The sequence below is a fragment of the Nonlabens sp. Asnod3-H03 genome (assembly GCF_045063665.1).
GTDB classification, from domain to species: domain Bacteria; phylum Bacteroidota; class Bacteroidia; order Flavobacteriales; family Flavobacteriaceae; genus Nonlabens; species Nonlabens ulvanivorans.
The window spans coordinates 259,596-280,552 of record NZ_JBEFOD010000008.1 but is presented as its reverse complement, the minus strand read 5'-3'; the positions used below and the strand labels follow the sequence as shown (position 1 = coordinate 280,552).

12 protein-coding genes are annotated in these 20,957 nt (G+C 36.3%); 7 read left to right on the top strand and 5 right to left on the bottom strand.

Features of this window, described 5'->3' with window-relative positions:
* Positions 1-33 precede the first annotated feature (33 nt).
* A complete protein-coding gene (locus ACJJVI_RS04455; protein ID WP_317290315.1) occupies positions 34-393 on the bottom strand; it encodes a nicotinic acid mononucleotide adenyltransferase in 360 nt (119 codons plus the stop codon).
* A gap of 231 nt (positions 394-624) precedes the next feature.
* Here ACJJVI_RS04455 and aspS point away from each other — a divergent pair, with 231 nt between their 5' ends.
* Positions 625-2,373, top strand: a complete 1,749-nt coding sequence (gene aspS, locus ACJJVI_RS04450; RefSeq protein WP_405350636.1) for an aspartate--tRNA ligase — start codon at positions 625-627, stop codon at positions 2,371-2,373.
* 124 nt (positions 2,374-2,497) lie between these two features.
* On the top strand, positions 2,498-2,731 hold the full coding sequence (locus tag ACJJVI_RS04445) for a hypothetical protein (protein WP_042268979.1): 234 nt from the start codon (positions 2,498-2,500) through the stop codon (positions 2,729-2,731).
* A 3-nt stretch (positions 2,732-2,734) separates the two neighbouring features.
* On the opposite strand, the gene ACJJVI_RS04440 is transcribed toward ACJJVI_RS04445, so the two are convergent.
* Positions 2,735-3,184: a nucleoside deaminase gene (locus tag ACJJVI_RS04440; protein WP_042268977.1), complete on the bottom strand. Its 450-nt coding sequence runs from the start codon at positions 3,182-3,184 to the stop codon at positions 2,735-2,737.
* Between the two features lie 136 nt (positions 3,185-3,320).
* Here ACJJVI_RS04440 and ACJJVI_RS04435 point away from each other — a divergent pair, with 136 nt between their 5' ends.
* Together ACJJVI_RS04435 and ACJJVI_RS04430 are read left to right on the top strand one after the other, a co-directional pair.
* Positions 3,321-4,295: an energy transducer TonB gene (locus ACJJVI_RS04435; RefSeq protein ID WP_042268975.1), complete on the top strand. Its 975-nt coding sequence runs from the start codon at positions 3,321-3,323 to the stop codon at positions 4,293-4,295.
* A 57-nt stretch (positions 4,296-4,352) separates the two neighbouring features.
* Positions 4,353-6,122, top strand: coding sequence for a 1-deoxy-D-xylulose-5-phosphate synthase (locus ACJJVI_RS04430; protein ID WP_042268973.1), 1,770 nt, complete (start codon positions 4,353-4,355; stop codon positions 6,120-6,122).
* Here ACJJVI_RS04430 and ACJJVI_RS04425 read toward each other — a convergent pair.
* Positions 6,112-8,949, bottom strand: coding sequence for a T9SS type A sorting domain-containing protein (locus ACJJVI_RS04425; RefSeq protein WP_405350631.1), 2,838 nt, complete (start codon positions 8,947-8,949; stop codon positions 6,112-6,114). The genes ACJJVI_RS04430 and ACJJVI_RS04425 overlap by 11 nt on opposite strands.
* A gap of 34 nt (positions 8,950-8,983) precedes the next feature.
* The gene (gene dgt / locus ACJJVI_RS04420) at positions 8,984-10,318 is read right to left on the bottom strand and encodes a dGTP triphosphohydrolase (protein WP_405350628.1); all 1,335 of its coding nucleotides are present in this window, start codon (positions 10,316-10,318) and stop codon (positions 8,984-8,986) included.
* 180 nt (positions 10,319-10,498) lie between these two features.
* Here dgt and ACJJVI_RS04415 point away from each other — a divergent pair, with 180 nt between their 5' ends.
* The 3 genes from ACJJVI_RS04415 to ACJJVI_RS04405 all read left to right on the top strand — a co-directional run bounded on the left by ACJJVI_RS04415 (position 10,499) and on the right by ACJJVI_RS04405 (position 17,117).
* Entirely contained in the window at positions 10,499-11,770 is a 1,272-nt protein-coding gene (locus ACJJVI_RS04415) for a hypothetical protein (protein WP_042249763.1), read from the top strand.
* Positions 11,771-11,925: 155 nt separating this feature from the next.
* Positions 11,926-14,664 (top strand): TonB-dependent receptor domain-containing protein, encoded by a 2,739-nt coding sequence (locus ACJJVI_RS04410; protein WP_405350625.1) that lies wholly within the window; start codon positions 11,926-11,928, stop codon positions 14,662-14,664.
* Between the two features lie 191 nt (positions 14,665-14,855).
* Complete coding sequence (locus ACJJVI_RS04405) at positions 14,856-17,117, top strand: anion permease (RefSeq protein WP_405350622.1); 2,262 nt, start codon at positions 14,856-14,858, stop codon at positions 17,115-17,117.
* A 337-nt stretch (positions 17,118-17,454) separates the two neighbouring features.
* Here the strand turns inward: ACJJVI_RS04405 and ACJJVI_RS04400 are convergent, their stop codons facing one another.
* Entirely contained in the window at positions 17,455-20,955 is a 3,501-nt protein-coding gene (locus ACJJVI_RS04400; RefSeq protein ID WP_405350620.1) for an efflux RND transporter permease subunit, read from the bottom strand.
* Positions 20,956-20,957 lie beyond the last annotated feature (2 nt).

Here is a 20,957-nt window from a genome sequence, read left to right as displayed (position 1 = left end):
CAAGAGGGATTTTCTAGATTGATAGTGTATTGCTTACGGTTTGTTAGTAGCCACTGGGTTTTTGTTTACCCAAGTGTTTACTGACACGATAACATTATTACTATAATCTACTTCTGTAAGTTTTTCATCATTCCAGAAAAACCATTTTCCAGCTTTCTCACCATTTTTATATTCGGCTTGAGCGCTTTTTTGTCCTTCCAGATCATATGAAATCCACTCACCATGTCTTTCATTGTTTTCATTAAACATTCCGACTTGTGCTACAGTTCCATCAGAATAAAAATAAGTAGCTTTTATAGTTCCGTCGTTTTGCTTTTCGAATTGTGGTTTTGTCTCTTGTGCCATTGCAATTACTCCTACAAAAAGTGCACACATAAAAATTAATTTCTTCATCGTTCCGTCATTTTAGATAATCAAATTTAACTTTAAAAATACATATAAGCAACATTTAGGTAACATTAAGTTTACATTAGAGGCTTAAACTACTGTTAAAGAGTGTGTTGTGCTTTATTGAAACTAACGATTTTTGACGTTAAAGTTCGCTATTGCCACATAATCTTTGCTTTATTGCTGCTCGAGATGTTTAAAATCGGCTTATTTTTGCAGCTTATTATATGAATAGTTATGTATAGATCACACGATTGTGGTAGCCTGCGCGCTAGCGATGTAAATAAAGAAGTAACACTGGCCGGTTGGGTTCAAAAAAGCCGTGATAAAGGTTTTATGGTTTGGATAGATTTAAGAGACCGTTATGGCGTTACTCAATTAATCTTTGATGAAGAACGTACCGATAAAGCCTTGCTAGAAAGAGCGCAAAAACTAGGTCGTGAGTTTGTGATACAGGTTAAAGGTACCGTGATTGAACGTGAATCTAAAAATGCTAAAATGTCTACAGGTGATGTAGAGATTCTCGTAAAAGAATTGAACATTTTAAGTGAGTCTAAAACGCCACCTTTTACCATAGAAGATAATACTGATGGTGGAGAAGAGTTGCGTATGAAGTATCGCTATCTAGACATACGTCGTAATCCAGTGCGCGAGAACTTGATTTTCCGTTCTAAGGTTGCGATGGAAGTACGTAATTTTCTAGCCGGTAAAGATTTTATCGAGGTAGAAACGCCGGTACTGATTAAATCGACGCCAGAAGGTGCTCGTGACTTTGTCGTGCCATCGCGTATGAATGAAGGGCAATTTTATGCCTTACCACAGTCGCCACAGACCTTTAAGCAACTGCTTATGGTAGGTGGAATGGATAAGTATTTCCAGATTGTAAAATGTTTCCGTGATGAAGACCTGCGTGCAGATCGTCAACCAGAGTTTACACAAATAGACTGCGAGATGTCATTTGTAGAGCAAGAAGATGTGTTGAATATATTTGAGGACATGACACGTCACTTATTGAAAAAGGTAAAGAACATCGATGTTGCAGATTTCCCTCGCATGACTTATGAAGATGCGATGAAGAAATATGGTAATGATAAACCAGATATCCGTTTTGGGATGGAGTTTGGTGAGTTAGACGCTTTCGCGAAAGCGAAGGACTTCAAAATCTTTAACGAGGCAGAATTAGTTGTGGGAATAGCAGTTCCCGGTGCTAATAGTTACACGAGAAAAGAAATTGATAAATTAATTGATTGGGTAAGACGTCCACAAGTTGGTGCGCTAGGAATGGTTTATGTGCGTTGTAATGAAGACGGAACGTATAAGTCTAGCGTTGATAAATTTTATGACCAAGAAGATCTTGCAAACTGGGCAAAAGCTACTGGTGCAAAAGCTGGTGATTTAATTTGCGTATTGTCTGGTCCTGCAAATAAGACTAGAACACAGTTAAGTGCTTTAAGAATGGAAATGGCTGAGCGTCTAGGATTACGTGATCCAGAAGTATTTGCACCATTATGGGTTGTAGATTTCCCGCTATTAGAATGGGATGAAGACACAGAACGCTACCACGCGATGCACCATCCATTTACTTCTCCTAAACCAGAAGACATTGATAAGTTAGAAACAGATCCAGGTAATGTGCGTGCAAACGCTTACGATCTTGTGATGAATGGTAATGAGATAGGTGGTGGATCAGTAAGAATATTTGATAAGAAATTACAGGCATTAATGTTTGACCATTTAGGATTCACACCAGATGAGGCAAGAGCCCAGTTTGGTTTCTTGATGGACGCCTTTGAATATGGTGCGCCACCACATGCAGGATTAGCATTTGGATTTGATAGATTAGTTTCTATCCTAGGTGGACAAGAAACGATACGTGACTTTATCGCTTTTCCTAAAAACAATAGTGGTCGCGATGTAATGATCGATGCACCTAGTGCAATTGATCAAGAGCAGTTAACAGAGTTAAACTTGAAGGTTACGTTATAATCGTTAAGTATCAAGATGAGATAGCTCACATTGAGCTTGTCGGAGACGTGATTTATGACAATAGGTTGATTTTTTGACAAGCTCAATATTTCATTTTATAGTTCAATTTTAGTGAAAAGTTTTAATGAAAATTATAAGCATACTATTAATAGGAGTCATCATTACCTTAATTATAGGTTTTTATAATCTGTATAATGGCGGTGATTATGCTCTAGCACAAAAGATGATAGGTGCCGCTGTGATGACTTTGTTTTTTATAGTAATGCCTGGTTTTTTAATCGTGCGCTATAAAGACAAGAAATTGAAATCATTCATCTGGAATCCAGATGCTTTGAAAGATGATGATGAGGAAGAATAGGTTTTAATTTAAACTTCTTTTTCTAGCAAAGAACTCATTTAAGATCGCACTACATTCTTCTTCTAGAATACCTGAAACGACTTTAGTTTTAGGATGTAATTGAGTTCCCATTTTAATATAACCTCTATGTTCATCGCTAGCACCATAAACGATGTTTGAGATTTGTGACCAGTAAAGAGCACCAGCACACATCTGGCAAGGTTCCAGTGTGATGTAAATAGTACAATCCTTTAGATATTTTCCGCCTATAAAACTTGCTCCAGCGGTAATAGCTTGCATCTCTGCATGTGCAGTAACATCAGTTAATGTTTCTGTGAGGTTGTGACCTTTGGCAATAATGCGGTTTTGAGTAACAATTACAGCACCTACAGGAATCTCACCACGGTCTAGTGCGGTTTGTGCTTCTTGCAACGCTTTTTTCATAAAATATTCGTGGTCGTAGGGTTCTATCATGATTTAAAAATAAAACTAAAATCAAAATCAAGATCAATTTGAGTGTGATTAATATTAAATCATCTACAAATTGGAACTTGGATTGACATTTTTATGGCAAGAATCTTGATGTTAAGAAAACCTTAATTCAGCAATTATGGGAAAGTATTATTCATTGCGTATTCCAGAGCCTTGTCATGAAGATTGGAACTTAATGACGCCTAGTGATAAAGGTCGTTTTTGTAGTTCTTGTGATAAAACCGTTATTGACTTTACAGTAATGAGCGATTATGAAATTAAAGATTTCCTGATGATGAATTATGGAAAAAAACTTTGCGGTCACGTTAAGAAATCACAGCTGGATTTGATTCATATAAAAGTGCCTGTAGAAGCTTTAAACACCTATCGATTAGGATCTCGTTCTTTTTTATTGGCTTTATTAATTGTTATGGGAACTACCTTAATGAGTTGTAAAGATAGTTATGGAAAAAGACAAAAAATTGATCAGGTTGAGGTTGTGGATTCATTAGAAACTCCAGTTTTTCTATTAGGAGTTATGCCGCCACCACCAAAAAGACTAGAATGTGGCTTACCGTTGACAAAAAAAGAAGATTCTCTAATTCAATTGAAAAATCACGAAACTATTGTGAACGATGAAGGAATAATCGGCGGATTAAAAGTTCCGCCACCACCGCCAACTCTTGATGGTGAAATTATAACTATTGAAGGTGATATGGTTTGGGATATTCCTGAGATTCCTACAGTCCCTTTTTCCATTATTCAGAATCCACCTAAGTTTCCTAACACACCTAAAAATTTAGATAAGGAAGATGAAAAAGAATACTTTAACACTCAAATTCAAAAGCATATTACAGATAACTTTAATAAAAAAATAATTGATACTACTATCCAAGGTTTACAAAAGGCAAATGTGATATTTACTATAGATACTAAAGGAAATTTAATAGATTTATTTGTGAAAGCACCTTATAAAGAGTTTGAAAATGAGGCGAGAAGAGTAGTCAACATATTACCTCAATTCTTGCCAGCAACAAATAATCAAGGAAAAATGGTAAAGGTTTATTATTCTTTACCAATTTATTATAAGAAAGAGTCTAGCGTCATTGACTAATTTGCACATTAACAAATTAACTCATCAAAAAATTAGTTTTCATCTTACCTTTGAGCCATGTCTCAAACACTACTTTCTCAAATTAACTCACCAGCCGATTTAAAAGGTTGTGATGTTAATCAATTGCCGCAAATTGCTCAAGAATTGCGCGATTTTATTATTGAGGTAGTAGCTACTAAAGAAGGTCATTTAGGTGCAAGTCTAGGAGTTATCGAGCTCACCATTGCGTTACATTATGTGTTTAATACGCCAGACGATTTACTGGTTTGGGATGTAGGCCATCAGGCTTATGGCCATAAAATATTGACAGGTAGGCGAGATGTTTTTCGTACGAACAGAGACTTGAACGGTATCTCTGGATTTCCTAAAAGAGATGAAAGTGTTTATGACACCTTTGGAGTAGGTCACAGTTCTACTTCTATCAGTGCTGCGCTAGGTATGGCGATGGCTAGCCAGTTGAGAGGAATCGACAGAAAACACATTGCTGTAGTAGGTGATGCTAGTATTGCCAGCGGTATGGCATTTGAAGCGCTCAATCATGCAGGAGTAAGCGATGCAGATTTATTGGTGATTCTCAACGATAATGCTATCGGAATAGATCCTGCCGTAGGCGCATTAAAAGATTACCTTACTAAGACCAAATCTGGAAAAGAAACAGGTCGCGATAATATATTTGAATCGTTAAATTTTGATTATTCTGGTCCTATCGATGGGCATGACTTACCACTTTTATTAAAAGAACTAAAAAGACAAAAATCTCTTAAAGGTCCACGATTACTCCACGTAAGAACCACCAAAGGGAAAGGTCTCAAACAGGCAGAAATTGATCAAGTACGCTATCACGCTCCAGGGAAATTTGATAGAACGACAGGTGATATCGCTCCAGCAGATACAAGTTTATTGCCACCTAAGTTTCAAGAAGTTTTTGGAAATACCATTGTAGAACTTGCTGAGCAAAACGAGAATATCATAGGAATCACGCCAGCCATGCCTACTGGAAGTTCCATGAAGATCATGATGAATGCTATGCCTGATCGTGCATTTGATGTCGGAATTGCAGAGCAGCACGCCGTAACACTTGCGGCAGGAATGGCTACACAAGGATTAGTTCCTTTTTGTAATATTTATTCTACTTTTTTACAACGTGCCTATGATCAAGTTATTCATGATGTAGCATTGCAAAAATTACCTGTTGTTTTCTGTCTGGATCGTGCAGGTTTAGTAGGTCAAGATGGAGCGACTCACCATGGTAATTTTGATCTTGCTTATTTAAACTGTATTCCAGATTTAATTATTGCTGCGCCTATGGATGCCATCGAGTTAAGGAATATGATGTACACCGCGCAATTAGGTCTTGAGTTACCTATAGCGATCAGGTATCCTCGTGGTCGTGGTCGTATATTGAACTGGCAACAACGTTTTCAGAAACTATCAATTGGTCAGTCTCGTGTGATTCATTTAGGTATTAAGATCGCTGTTCTTTCTATAGGTTCTATAGGAGCAATGATAGATGATTTAATCAGTGATGAAGAACTTGATGTCACTCATGTAGATATGCGTTTCTTAAAACCGTTTGACCACGATATGTTAGATGATATTTTTGAGCAGCACGAGCACATTATCACTATAGAAGATGGAACCATTATAGGTGGATTAGGCAGTATGGTAGTAGATTACGCTTCCGCGAAAGCGTATAAAAACAACATCTATAAACTAGGAATCCCAGATGCATTTATACAACATGGTCCCACAAAAGACCTGCATAAAATAGCTGGAATTGATAGTGAGACCGTATATAATTTAATCAGTGATTTATCTACTCGATAATCATTTTTAAGCTTTGGTTGTAACTGCTTGATTTGATATTCACAATATAAATACCACTTGCAGGCTGAGTTAATGATATGCTTTGTTGCTGACTAGATAGATTCATCATTTCATTGTAAACTTCTTGACCACTTAAATTGTAAATAGTCACCTGAGCGTTATCTAACGCTGTGCCTGAAACTAAGTTGATCGTTCCATTATTTATAGTCGGGAAGAGTTTTATATTATTTTGAGAGATTTGTGACTCCTCAAACCCTAGAGTATTGAATTGTCCTGTAAACATTCCACGCCCATGTGTAGAGGCTAGTATAGTGTTATCACTAACTCTTAAATCTAGGTCAACCACCTTTACACTAGTCATACCGTTATTAGTTTGGGTCCATGTTGGGCTTGCGCTATTGAAATCGCCTGTAACATAAATTCCTTCTTCCGTTCCTATGATTACTTCTTCTGCCAGTAATGGGTTTTTAAGAATAGCTTTTACGGGTATATCTGGTAGATTACCTTCTTTACTGGCCCATGTGGTACCACCATCTGTACTATACCATACGCTGTCTACTCCGTAATTATGCATAGTGATTAAAATCTCTTGCTCTGTGGCACCAAATTCTATGTCAGACACTGAACCTAAAAATTGAGATCCTGTAATTTCTGTCCAAACAGGAGATGCTGTGTCGGCATTATCAACCATTATTAGTCTAGAATCTATCGTTCCTAAAAATAATTTGGTCGATGTAATGGTAAAAGGAGAAACCTTCATTGCAGTAGGTCTTGAAGAACTTATCAAAGCATTGGTAATTGTATTGCAGCTTGCAGCATTAGGTCCTAATGCACAAACTAATATGCCGTTTGCCCCATTAAAGGTAGCGCCGTTTGCAAAAAATACATCTAGATTTTCATCTAGTTCTGCGACGTTAATAAAATCACCACCACTACCTTGAGAGATAGCATATAGGCTACCAGTCCCGAATAGTGAGTTAATCGTGCTGCCTGGAGGAATTGGATAATCTGCATAAAGGTGTGTTTGTCCAGTAACTGATAAGACTACATAATTACCGTCTTTGTCAATGTTAGTGTAAGCTCCGTCACCACCTATAGGATCAAAGAATGGTGTCAATCCATTGGCTGGTGCATCATTAGTAAGTTGTGAGCCGTTATCTTGAGTTCCACCGGCAAAGTCATCACCATCTGCAACATCAGTGTCTGCAATATCTCCATAATAGAATTGTGTCACATTATAACCGTTATTTCTATTTGCTATCGCGTTAGGCGATGATAATGCGCCACTCAATGAGTTGGCATATGATACACCACCATCAGACCCAATAATTGCTTCATTATTCAGTCCTGGTCTAAAGGTTAAAGCATGTACATCTGCATGAATAAAAGGGACATTTAATCCATTAAGGTTAGGGTTTTCTGACCATTTTGAAATTTGATTCCAATTATTTCCACCGTTTGCAGATCTATGTAAATCGATTCCACCAGCATAGATGATTTGGTCATTTGTAGGATCAGTTTCAATTACTAAATCATAAAAAGCTTGTCCTCTAGTAAAATCTGTTGCAGAGATGCTGTTATCTGCATCATTAGGTTCATTTAAGGCAGTAATTGTAGTTAACTTGTCTGTTGAGATGTATAAATCTGCTCCAGCTGCGGCATCAACTGCTGCATAAATAAGATTAGCGTTTGTAGGAGAAGTGGCAAGCTCAACACGATCTGTAGAGGCTATAAATTGATCGAGTGTCCAGTTAGTTCCATCAGTACTAGAATAGATTCTTCCGCCACCTTGACCTATACCTGGAGAAGCGATTGATCCCATAAATAAGGTATTGTCTGCTCCTATTTCAAAATCGTTAGGCGATACATAAAAGGTGAGTCCGGAAAAACTAAATGATAAAGCAGGATTTTCAATACGTGTCCATGTTGTTCCATCATCTACACTGCGGTATAATCCAGCGTTTTGAGCTCCCAGAATATTTGAAGGATTAGCGATATTACCATTAGGTGCGGCATAAAAAGTAGAACCTACACCTACATAGATTTCACTAGTACCATTAACGTCTCTTATCGCAATATCATTAACGGTAAATAATCCTGACTTAAATAAAGAGCCGCCGCCACTTACAGTACCTGATCCTGCTGGTTGTATGTTAACTTGAGACCAAGTAGAGCCACCATCTGTAGTTTTATAGACACCATTACCTATTGCAGCGCCTTGTGCATATTGTTCTCCTGTACCTATATAAAAGGTGGATGAGTCATTAGGGTCTAATGCATATGCGTTAACGCTTAAGTCACCTGCGATACCTGGTATAATTGTCCATGTTGATGTTGCGCTAGTGATGTCATTATTGATCCATAGTCCGCCACCAACGCCACCGGCAAAAACACGATTGTAATCGACGCCATCACCATTGTTTGCTCCTACATCAGTAGGGTCAAAAAACACCACACGCGTTCTACCACCAGTATTTAACGGGCCTCTTTCTTGCCATGGTGTGGTATTATTACCTGGCGCACCTAGGGTAGTATATAAACTAGGAGTCGTAGATTCTACTAAAAAAGGAGTAGGAATTCCTAATGTAGGATTCATGGTTAGTTCCCATTCTCTCTCATTATAAGCATTAGGTGGTAGGCTTAATTTCTTACGTTTCTCTTTAGAAAGATTTCTTGTGTCTTTAAATGGACTATTGTCTAGAAATTCTTTGTGCTGTTGTCTTTTAAGAGCGATCTCGCTCAAGTCTTCTGTAGTAGAGTTAATTACAAATAAGACTGTAATTATCGTAGTCACAGCAATTACAGATAGTAGAATAAACTTTTTCATAAAAAATTATATTTTTAAAGATACAAAAAGCTCTTTATTTAATAGATCCATTGATAACACTGAAGAGTTGTAGTGCTCTACTATCAGTTAATGAAGCTACATAACCACACGCATTTAAGATACGCTCATATAGCGATGACGTGTTTTTTTGCAATCCAGAGCAAGTGTTCAAAATAAGTTTATCATAAATCGATTTATTATCTTCTAGATCATTAACGGTAGCGGTAATGACCGCATGCAGTATATCTGTCAATATTTTATAACCAGCGATTTCTTTTTGGATCACTTCTTCGTTACGATATACCTTTTCTATAGTAATCGCAAGAATATCATCTATTTGTGGTTTAAACTGGGACTTATCAGTTAGGGCGTGTGTATAAGTACCGTTAAGAATAGCCTCTTCATTATCCATAAATACATCTACACAATCAGTAATCAGGTTATTGATAGCGAGTGACCTTAGGTAGGTTAATCTTTCTGCGGTAGAGGTTAATTGTGAGTAGACTTCTGACTTAATATTCTTGCGCACCAAATTAATTAGGTATTCCAAAGCAAAATCTTCAGGAATCCAGCCTAGATTAATTCCGTCTTCAAAGTCTATGATAGTGTAGCAAATATCATCTGCAGCTTCAACCAGATAGGTGAGTGGATGACGCATGTATGGTTCCATGCTAGTGTCATTATTTTTTATTCCTAACTCTTGAGCGACATCTTTAAAGTGTTCTAGATCTGCTTGAAAAACACCAAATTTCTTTTGGGATATGTGATTAGTCGGCTTTAATGGTAAAGATTCTTTAGGGTATTTTGTAAAAGCGCCTAAAGTGGCATACGACAATCTTAAGCCGCCAGGAGTTCCTGGAGAATCTAGATTAAGTAGTCGGTATCCATTTGCGTTTCCTTCATAATCGATGAGGTCTTGTTGTTGCTTTCGCGAAAGCGAATCCATAAAAACCTTTCCTTTACCACTTGAGAAGTAACTACCTATGGCTTTCTCTCCACTATGACCGAATGGTGGATTACCGATATCATGCGCTAATGATGCAGCCGCAACGATGGCACCAAAATCCTGCATTTTATATCCTGCTTCTACTAATGATGGGTGCTTTTCTAATATGCGTTGTCCAGCCATACGGCCTAAGGAACGACCTACTACAGATACTTCTAGACTGTGCGTTAATCTAGTGTGTACAAAGCCTGTCTGGCTTAATGGGATCACCTGTGTTTTATCTTGTAAACTGCGGAAATGTTGCGAGAATATCACTCGATCATAGTCTACTTCAAAACCTAGTCGTAATTCATCTTGTGATTTTCTAGGTCTAGGTGCTGTGTCGCCGTGTCTTTTTAAGGATAGTAGGTTTTCCCAATTCATGATGATGCTTTAAGGCTGCAATATAATAGGTTTCTTAAAGTAACACCTAATTAACATAAGGAGTAGGTGCTTAACCTTAATTTCATACAACTAGCAGCTTTGTTAATTTTATATTAACCTCGATTTTGTATAAAGAGTGAATATTTGCACTGATAAACTCAAATTATAAAATCAAGCAAAATGAAAAAGTTTTTTTATTCTATTCTAGCAGTTGCTGCTCTTGCAATCACAAGTTGTGGTGGCGACGATGATATCACAAGTGGTCCAGATACTATGGAAAATGAGATCTCAGGTGTGATCTCCACAGATATGACTTTGACCAATGATCGTATATGGAACTTGAACGGTCGTACAACTGTTACAAGTGGAACAACTTTAACTATTGAGCCAGGAACAATTATTAAAGGTTTTGCTGGGCAAGGTGCAAACGCTTCTGTTCTTATTATAGCAAGAGGTGCTAAAATCGAGGCAAATGGTACGGCAACTCAGCCTATCGTTTTTACAAGTACTGCAGATAATATTGATTTAGGACAGACTACAGGAACTAACCTAGGTCAAAATGATAGAGGTTTATGGGGTGGATTAATAGTTTTAGGGAATGCGCCAAGTTCTTTCAGAGGTGATGTAAGCGCACTACAGATAGAAGGTATTCCAGCAAGTGATACAAACGGGCTTTATGGTGGATCTGACGCTGCGGATAATAGTGGAACATTAAATTATGTTTCTATACGTCACGGTGGTACTAATATTGGTGAAGGAAATGAAATCAATGGTTTAACTTTAGGTGGTGTAGGTACTGGAACTACAATTTCTAATATCGAAGTAGTAGCAAATGTAGATGATGGTATCGAATTTTTCGGTGGTACTGTAAATGCTTCTAATCTTTTTGTATGGGCTGTAGGAGATGATTCAATTGATATTGATCAAGCTTATTCAGGAACTATCACAAACGTAGGTGTTGTTTTAGGAGATATTTCTGACCATGCGTTTGAAATTGATGGTCCAGAAGGTTCATTACAAGGTTCTTTTACAATTAATGATGCAACTATATTTGGAAACACAAATACTCCAAACGGTGAGTACGCTGATTACAGAAGTAATGCTCAAGGGACTACTAACAACGTTTATGCAACTGGATTTAAAGCGAGTAGCGATGTAGAATTAGATAACAATGCTGTTTCTCAAAACTACCTTAACGGTGATTTATCATTCTCTAACTGGACTATTAATTTACCAGCTGGTGTTGCTGCTGCAAACGACGTATTTGTTGAAAAAGTAGGATGTGCACAAAACTGTGATGATACTGATGAATCAAATGATATTGATGAATTAACTATCACAACCTTCACGGCAGATGCTGCTGCATGGGCAAGTGCTGGTACTTCAGGTGGTGCTACTTTAAGTGCATTCTCTTGGACATACTCAAATAATACTGCAGGATTAGGATTCTAATCAATAAATAAATTTTTAAAAATGCCTATCATTATTTAATGATGGGCATTTTGCAATTCAACAATAAATCCACTTTAATGTTACATTTTAATAAAAGCGTTTTTTGTTTTTTTATAATTTTAAGCTGTTGCTTATCATTTGGACAAACCGGAACTTTGACAGGTAAAATACTCGATGGTGATTTTGATGATGTATTATCATTTGCAAATGTTACCGTAAAGAATACGAATTATGGTGCTTCAACAGATTTTGATGGGAAATATTCTATCAATATGGAGCCAGGAACTTACACTGTTGTTTATTCCTTTGTAGGTTATTCAAGTAAAGAAATTACCGATGTGGTTATTAAAGCTGGAGAGGTTACTATTGTTGATGTAACTTTAAATGCATCTGCTGCTGCACTGGATGACATTGTTATAACAGTGACCAGAAGACAAAACTCTGAAAAGGCAGTACTAGAGGTTCAAAAAAACTCAACTGTAGTTCTAGATGGGCTTTCTTCTGAAACTATAAAAAAAGCTGGTTCATCTTCTGTGGCAAGTGCTGTAAAGGCTGTTCCAGGAGTATCAGTTCAAGATGGAAAATTTGTCTATGTAAGAGGTCTTGGGGATCGATATACAAAAACTCTGCTTAATGGTATGGAAGTTCCAGGATTAGATCCTGATAAAAATGCACTACAATTAGATATTTTTCCGACAGGTGTTTTAGAAAATCTTCAGGTAAAAAAATCTTCTACTGCAGATTTAACTGCAGATTTTACAGGTGGTATAGTAGACATATTAACTAAAGACATTCCTTCTAGTGAAGAGTATTCTTTAAGTTTTAGTTTAGGATACAATCCAGACATGCACTTTAATGATGATTATTTAAGTTATAATGGTGGTGATACTGATTTTTTAGGTTTTGATGATGGAACTAGAGATTCACCTATTGCTGCAGGAACTAACATTCCGCTATTACAGCAGGATGGATCGTTAGTGAGAGAGTTGACACAGCGATTTAATCCCGAACTTGCAGCAATGCGAGAAAAAAGTTTTATGAACTTTGGTTTTAGTTTCTCTGGTGGGAATAAGTACAAATTTGATAGTGGGAACTCTTTAGGTTTTACGGCCTCTCTTGCCTATAAAAATGATACTGATTTTTATGAAAATTTTGTTGATGGACAAATTTTTAGGAAAAATGCAGATACTTCTGTATTGACACCAACTGTTGATAGAAGCCAGCAAGGTGCCGTAGGTGTAAATAATATACTTCTTAATGGTCTATTGGGACTTACATATAAAACTGAATTTTCAAAATATAGAATTAATGTACTTCACATTCAAAATGGTGAATCAAATGCTGCGTTAATTACACAACAAAATGCAGAGCGTAGTTCTAATCAAATCAAAAAGGATGTGCTTACTTACACTGAGCGTGCGTTAACTAATGTATTACTTTCAGGAGAGCATAATAATAAAGATGGATCATGGAATACTGAATGGAAAATATCTCCAACTTTATCTCGCGTAGATGATAAAGATTTTAGAACAACACCTTTTAGAATTGATGGAAGTACCGCTACCATTGAGCCATCTGAGGCAGGTGACCCAACAAGACTTTACAGAGAACTACAGGAATTAAACTTAGCAAGTAGAATAGATTTTACTAGAAAACATCAGTTGTTTAATGAAAGTGCTAAGCTTAAGTTTGGTGCAGGCTTCACATATAAAAATCGTGATTTTTCGGTAGATCAATACTCGTTTATTTTACAGAACTTTCAAAGCTCAAACTTTAATGGTGACCCAAATGAAATTCTAGCTCCTGATAATATTTATGATCCTAATACTGGTTCTGGTGTGGCGGTAAGATCTGATTTTAATATTACTAATAACTTTGATTCTCAAATTACGATTGGTAGTGCTTACGTATCTGATGAATTTCAACTTACAAATCGTTTAAAAACAATTTTAGGTGTAAGGTTTGAAAAATTTGATTTAACATATAATGGTCAAAATCAACAAGGTCAAATTTTTGATAATGAAAAATTTATTGATAAGGCTGATGTATTTCCAAGTTTAAACTTAATCTATGATTTAAATGAGGATTCAAACTTTAAATTAAGAGGTTCTTTCTCTATTACAACAGCAAGACCTTCATTTAAAGAGGCTTCAGAGGCTGAAATCTTTGATCCTATTTCTAACTTCTTCTTTATTGGTAACAGAGACATACAGCCAACTTATATTAACAATTTTGATGTAAGATTAGAGAAATATGGTGAAGGAAGTGATTTTTATGCAATCAGTACTTTTTATAAAGATTTTAAAGATCCTATAGAATTAAGTTTTATACGTGAGGCCGAAGGTCAGTTCACGCCCCTTAACTTAGGAAACGCAACAGTGCTAGGTGCAGAAATAGAATTGCGTAAAAACTTAGGTTTTGTCCCTGCACTTAAAAACTTTAATGCAACTTTAAACGTATCTATAATTGATTCTAATCAAAATTATAGTGAAGATGAAGAAAATAATAGGCGAGATACATTAAGAGATGGGCAAACTCTAGACGATACTAGACCATTACAAGGACAGTCTCCTTATCTAGTAAATGCTGGTTTAGTTTATGAAACAGAATCCGATTTAAGAATAGGAGCCTTTTTCAACGTTCAAGGAAGAACATTGGAAATCGTAGGTTCTGGAGATATTCCAGACGTTTATACGCTACCATTTAATTCATTAAATTTTACCGCAAATAAAACTTTTGGTGAAACTGTCAAACACAGCATTGGATTTAAAATAGACAATATTTTAGGTGATGATAGAGAAAGTGAATATGAATTTTTCGGTACTGAAAATAGAACATTCTCATTCCGTAGTCCGCAAACTACACTTTCCTTAAATTATGGTATTAAATTTTAATGCAAACTAAATAACGAAAAAAGCCACTCAATAAGAGTGGCTTTTTTTATGAAACTAGGTTATGTTCTTTAAGTTTTGATGATATACGCTTTCGAGAAAGCGGAATCCTACAAGTGAGATGAATTTATAACACTTAGGTAACGTATAGTAACTAATAAAGTATGATTTTTGCACTCTTAAATTAGCCTCAAATGGGAGATATTTATGTTTATATGCTGGTTATACTTGCCGGCCTTGCCATCACTGACTTAGTCGTAGGAGTAAGTAATGATGCAGTAAACTTTTTAAACAGTGCTATAGGTTCTAAAGCGATAAGCTTTAAAACCATAATGATTATAGCCAGTATAGGTATCGCAGTAGGAGCATTGTCCTCTAGTGGTATGATGGAAGTCGCGCGTAAAGGGATTTTTGTGCCTAGCGAGTTCTATTTTGATGAGGTCATGATCATCTTTATGGCCGTGATGATCACAGATATATTGTTGTTGGATTTTTTCAATTCCATGGGATTACCTACCTCTACAACAGTTTCTATTGTGTTTGAACTCTTAGGTGCCGCTGTCTGTATGTCATTGATTAAAATTTATGGAGAAGGTGAGGCTGGAGAAACAATCTTGGATTTAGGTAAATATATTGCTAGTGATAAAGCTATAGAAATCATATTAGGGATTTTACTATCTGTAGTGGTTGCCTTTACCATAGGTGCTATAGTACAGTTTTTATCTAGATTGATGCTTACTTTTAATTATCCCAAAAGGCCTGCTTACCTAGCAGGATTCTTTGGTGGGTTATCCTTAACGAGTTTGTTTTACTTTATTATTGTTAAAGGTTTGAAAGGTGCAGATTTAGGTGGTTTAACTAATTTTCTAAATAGTCTAGACGTTTATACTCTAGTAGGATGGGCAACGGTATTTTGGATGTTGTTCAGTTATCTCTATGTGTATGTGATGAAATGGGACATTTACAAGCTAATTATTATTCTAGGGACTTTTGGACTTGCAATGGCATTTGCTGGGAATGACCTCGTTAATTTTATCGGTGTGCCTATAGGTGCTTATCAAGCATGGGAAGCCTGGAGTGGTAGTGGAGTAGACGCTACAGCTTATGGTATGGCAGCATTAGGGGAAAAACTTCCATCAAATAAATGGTTATTAGTACTTGCTGGAGTTATTATGGTGGTTACTTTGTGGTTTTCTTCAAAAGCACAAGCCGTTGTAAAAACATCAGTAGATCTTGCAAGACAAGATAGTGGTACAGAACGTTTTCAATCTAATGCTCTTTCTAGAATTTTAGTACGTTACTCACTTAACGCTGCCGAGGCTATACAGCATATTCTACCTGAAAAAGCTACTAATTATATTGCTTCTAGATTCGAAAAATTACCAGAGCCAGCAGTAGTGCCTAAGCATGCTGATAAGCCTGCCTTTGATTATGTGAGAGCAAGTGTTAACCTTATGGTCGCTAGTATATTAATATCGATTGCCACTTCTTTTAAATTACCATTATCAACTACCTATGTGACATTTATGGTTGCTATGGGAACATCACTAGCAGATCGAGCATGGGGAACAGAAAGTGCTGTGTATCGTATTGCAGGTGTACTTAATGTAATAGGTGGATGGTTTTTCACTGCATTTAGTGCCTTTACAGCGGCTGCAGTATTTGCGTTGATTATTTATTATGGTGGATTCTATGCTATACTAGGTCTAGTTGTAGTAGCCATTGTCTTATTAGTACGCAGCTTTGTAAATCATAAGAATAGTCAACTGGTAGAAAAAGAAACAGAAGAGCTTAAAAAGGCTGAGAGCAATACCATTCAAGGTATCATTGATGAAAGTTCAGAAAATGTTGCTGCTGTATTCAAACGTTCTAAGCGTATTTATAAAAATACACTAGATGGATTAATATCACAGGATTTAAATATCTTAAAATCCTCAAAGAAAGAGGCTAATAAGTTAAGTGGCGAGATTGATGGATTGCGCAATAACATCTTTTATTTAATTCGTAATCTAGATGAACAACACCTAGGTGCATCTAAGTTCTATATTGAAGTACTAGGAAACCTGCAGGATATATCACAATCACTAGATTATATTTCAAAATCTGCAACGACACACATTGATAATAATCATAAGAGCTTAAAGTTTACTCAAATTAAAGATCTTAAAGAGATTATATTGAGAAGTCACGAAGTATTTGCGGTATCTCAAACCATTTTTACTAAAAAGGACTTTGGTAAACTGGCTGAAATCATCACTTTAAAACAAGAGCTTCTAGGGCTAATTGATCAAAAGATTGATAAGCAAGTAAAGCGTACAAAGGACACTGAGAACTCTCCTAAAAATACGACCTTATACTTTGGTCTTTTATTAGAAACTCGCGACCTCATGAATGCCGCGATGAATGTAGTAGAACGCTATTATACAGAGTATGACGCAAAACGTTTTGAAGACTAAAACGTATCGTGACTATCATAAAAAATCCTGCCTTGTAAAAGGCAGGATTTTTTGTTTCATCAAGAAATAATAATCACTTTCACCTACTACAATAGCTTTTCTATGCGGTAAGGTAAATTGGAGTACGCTTTCGCGAAAGCGTAACATGAGTAGCTAAAAGGGTTATTTACATCAGGTTTAGTGCATTTGTCTTATTTAAATAAACATGTTATTTATGATCTAAAAATGGAATGTAATTGCATTCTATCCAAGTCATTTGTAGCTTAAGCAATGACACAAAAAAGCCCTTCTCAATAAAGAAAAGGGCTCTATTAACAACCAGTTTTATAGGGATAAACTAGGCTGCTTCTATATGTTCTTCCACTTTAACAGTTTTAGGAGATCTAAATCTTCTCCATCTAAGTTTTATACGGTGAACCATGTACAATAATACCGGTACAATTACTAAGGTTAAGAAAGTGGCAAATATCAATCCGTATATCACGGTCCAGGCAAGTGGTCCCCAGAAAATTACATTGTCTCCACCGACAAATATCTTAGGGTCAAACTCGCTAAATAATGTAAAAAAGTTGATGTTTAAACCTATCGCGAGAGGTATAAGTCCTAGCACAGTTGTTATAGCCGTCAATATTACAGGTCTTAAACGTGCTTTACCACCTTTTACGATAGCATTAAACATGTCTTCTTTACTAATGATATCATCATCTTTTAGGTCTAGTTGTTCTCTGCGGCGCAGTTTAAGTATGTCTATATAATCGATCAGGACCACACCGTTATTTACAACAATCCCAGCTAGTGATATGATTCCCATCATAGTCATTAATATGACAAAAGAATCACCTGTAACGATAAGACCTAAGAATACACCTATGAAACTTAAGAAAATTGCTACCATGATTATAGTAGGTTTAGAAATAGAACCGAATTGAAAAATAAGAATAAGGAAGATTAAAAATAATCCACCAAATAAAGCACTCATTAAAAAGGTCATTTCTTTATTTTGCTCTTCAATTTGACCGGTATAATCTATTTTAATATCCTTAGGTGTCTCAAAATCTAACATCTCGTTTTGGATGTCTGCTACAACGGCACCAGCATCAGTAAAACCTGGTTTTAAAGCAGAATATACGGTTACTACACGTTTTGCATCTTTATGCTTTATAGCACTGAAGCTAGAGGTGTTTTTTTGCTGTGCAATAGCACTTACAGGTACTTCTTTAATCTGTCCTGTTGCCATGTCTCTAAAAGTGATGCGTTGATTAAAAATAGCGCTGCGATCATAACGTTGCTCTTCATTAAAACGGATATTGATATCATAGTCTTCACCTTCATTTTTATAAATTCCGGCTTTTTCTCCGAAGACAGCACGACGCAATTGCATACCTACCTGACTATTGCTAACTCCTAGTTCACCTGCTTTTTCACGATCGACACTCACTAGCATAGAAGGTTTACTTCTGTTAACGTCAACTTTTAATTGGTCTACACCAGCCACGTTACGAGCATTAAGGAATTTCACCATTTGCTCTGCAGTTACAATAAGTTCACCATAATCATTTCCTTCAAGTTCGATGTTTACAGGATAGCCTTGTGGTGGTCCGGCGGCATCTTTTTCTACAGAAATAGATACACCTGGATAGACACCAGCTAGTGCTTCTTGAACTTTTTTGCGCAGCACCTCACTATCTTTTCCATTACGGAATTTGTACTCACGCATACTTGCAGTGATTTTACCTTTATGTGGCATTTCTGCAGCACTTCCACCATCAGTTTGAGGATTTCCTGCGCCCATTCCTACCTGTGACACGGCACTTTCTACTAAAAAGTTACGGTCACCTTCCATATATTCCTCTGCATTAATAATTTCAAATACACGAGATTCAATTTCTTTAGTAATCTGATTTGTTTTTTCTATGGCAGTTCCTTGTGGATATTCTACATAGACTATAATCTGATTAGGCTTATTATCTGGGAAGAACTCAATCTTTGTCCTACCAGATCCTATGGAGCTACCGAAAGCCATTAAAACAGCCACAAACATAATGAACATACCACCTATAAAGAGATAAGGTTTTATACCGCTCAAGGCAAATTTTAAAAAGTTTTCATAGACTTTATCCAACCAAGCAAGAAATGTTTTTTGGAATCCACGTGTTAATGGTTTGATAAGGTATTTGTATAACCAGAAAAGAATAACTGTTAATACCATAACGCTACCTAAACCTCTAACAGGTCCACCGACTATAAGAATAAATATCCCTAAGGTTCCCATAATAGCCGTCAGGTATAGCAGTTGTTTTACACTTAGATTACGATCTTCAATTTCCATGAATTTTGAAACCAACATTGAATTAAAGAAAATGGCAACAAATAAGGAACTACCTAAAACTATAGATAAAGTTATAGGGAAATAAATCATGAATTGCCCCATCAATCCAGGCCATAAACCTAATGGTACAAAGGCTGCTACGGTGGTGAGTGTGGAGATGATAATAGGTATGGCAATCTCACCAACACCTTTTTTAGCCGCCTCAATACGAGACATGCCTTCTTCATCCATCAATCGATATACATTCTCAACTACTACAATACCGTTGTCAACCAGCATTCCTAATCCCATAATCATGGCAAAAAGAATCATCGTATTTAAGGTGTATCCAAAAAAGCTAATGATTGCAAAAGACATGAACATGGACATAGGTATTGCAAACCCTACAAATAGCGCGTTTCTAAATCCTAAAAAGAACATTAAAACACCTACTACTAGTAAAATACCGAAAATGATATTATTAACTAAATCATCTACCTGATTCAATGTCTTTGAGGAAAGATCATTTGCGATTGTTATATCAAGATCGGCAGGTAAAGCACCAGATTCTTGAGATTCTGTAACGATTGATCTAATAGCATCTGCTGCAACAATCATATTTTTACCAGAACGTTTTTTTACATCTAGCATCACTACTTGATCACCGTACTCACGGGCAAAGGTGTTTTTGTCTTCTTCTTTAAATGTTATTGTTGCAACATCTCTAATGTAAATCGGTCCGTTATCATTTTTAATCACAAAGTTTTCTAACTCCTTTGGGTCGCTTATCTCTCCAACAATTCTTATGGTACGACGCTGACCGCTAGATTTTAAATTACCTGCGCTAACGGTAGCATTTCCACCACGTACGGTGTTCAGGATGTCATCAAAACTTATTTGTGCCGCAGTCATTTTATAGATGTCTACTGCTATTTCAACTTCTAGATCTTGAGCACCACGGATATCAACCTGCTTAATTTGCTCTATATCTTCTATCTCATCCTCAAGGTACTCTGCATAGGTTTTTAATTTTCTAACTGTATAATCACCTTTAATGTTGATATTCATTATAGGCATTTCTTCACTTAAGGTCAGATTAAAAACATTAGGAGTAACAGGCTTGTTATTAAATGTAGGCCAGTCTTCTCCAGCACTTTCAGAGTCTACTTCATCTTTTACTAGTTGTTTTGCCGTCTCTACTTCAATATCCTCATCAAATTCAACAATGATAATCGAGTAGTCTTCTTGAGAAGTCGATTCTGTCTCGGTGACACCAGAGATATTTTTTAATTTATCTTCTAATGGATCTGTTATTAATCTTTCAACATCTTCAGCCGTGTTACCAGGCCATACACTTGAGATATAAATTTTAGTTTCCTTTATTTCAGGAAAATCTTCTCTAGGCATATTATTGTATGCACTTAAACCTAGGAAGAATATAATAGCCATCATTACATAAACAACTGTAGAGTTGTCTATGGCCCATGAGGAGAGTTTAAACTCTTTATCACTTTTCTTTTTAGTAGCCATGA

Bases quoted from the DNA above. Each gene is read 5' to 3' on its own strand.
- ACJJVI_RS04415 (WP_042249763.1), top strand. From the start codon at position 10,499: ATGAAAAAGTTTTTTTATTCTATTCTAGCAGTTGCTGCTCTTGCAATC.
- ACJJVI_RS04425 (WP_405350631.1), bottom strand. From the start codon at position 8,949: ATGAAAAAGTTTATTCTACTATCTGTAATTGCTGTGACTACGATAATT.
- aspS (WP_405350636.1), top strand. From the start codon at position 625: ATGTATAGATCACACGATTGTGGTAGCCTGCGCGCTAGCGATGTAAAT.
- ACJJVI_RS04435 (WP_042268975.1), top strand. From the start codon at position 3,321: ATGGGAAAGTATTATTCATTGCGTATTCCAGAGCCTTGTCATGAAGAT.
- ACJJVI_RS04445 (WP_042268979.1), top strand. From the start codon at position 2,498: ATGAAAATTATAAGCATACTATTAATAGGAGTCATCATTACCTTAATT.
- ACJJVI_RS04405 (WP_405350622.1), top strand. From the start codon at position 14,856: ATGGGAGATATTTATGTTTATATGCTGGTTATACTTGCCGGCCTTGCC.
- dgt (WP_405350628.1), bottom strand. From the start codon at position 10,318: ATGAATTGGGAAAACCTACTATCCTTAAAAAGACACGGCGACACAGCA.
- ACJJVI_RS04430 (WP_042268973.1), top strand. From the start codon at position 4,353: ATGTCTCAAACACTACTTTCTCAAATTAACTCACCAGCCGATTTAAAA.
- ACJJVI_RS04440 (WP_042268977.1), bottom strand. From the start codon at position 3,184: ATGATAGAACCCTACGACCACGAATATTTTATGAAAAAAGCGTTGCAA.
- ACJJVI_RS04455 (WP_317290315.1), bottom strand. From the start codon at position 393: ATGAAGAAATTAATTTTTATGTGTGCACTTTTTGTAGGAGTAATTGCA.
- ACJJVI_RS04400 (WP_405350620.1), bottom strand. From the start codon at position 20,955: ATGGCTACTAAAAAGAAAAGTGATAAAGAGTTTAAACTCTCCTCATGG.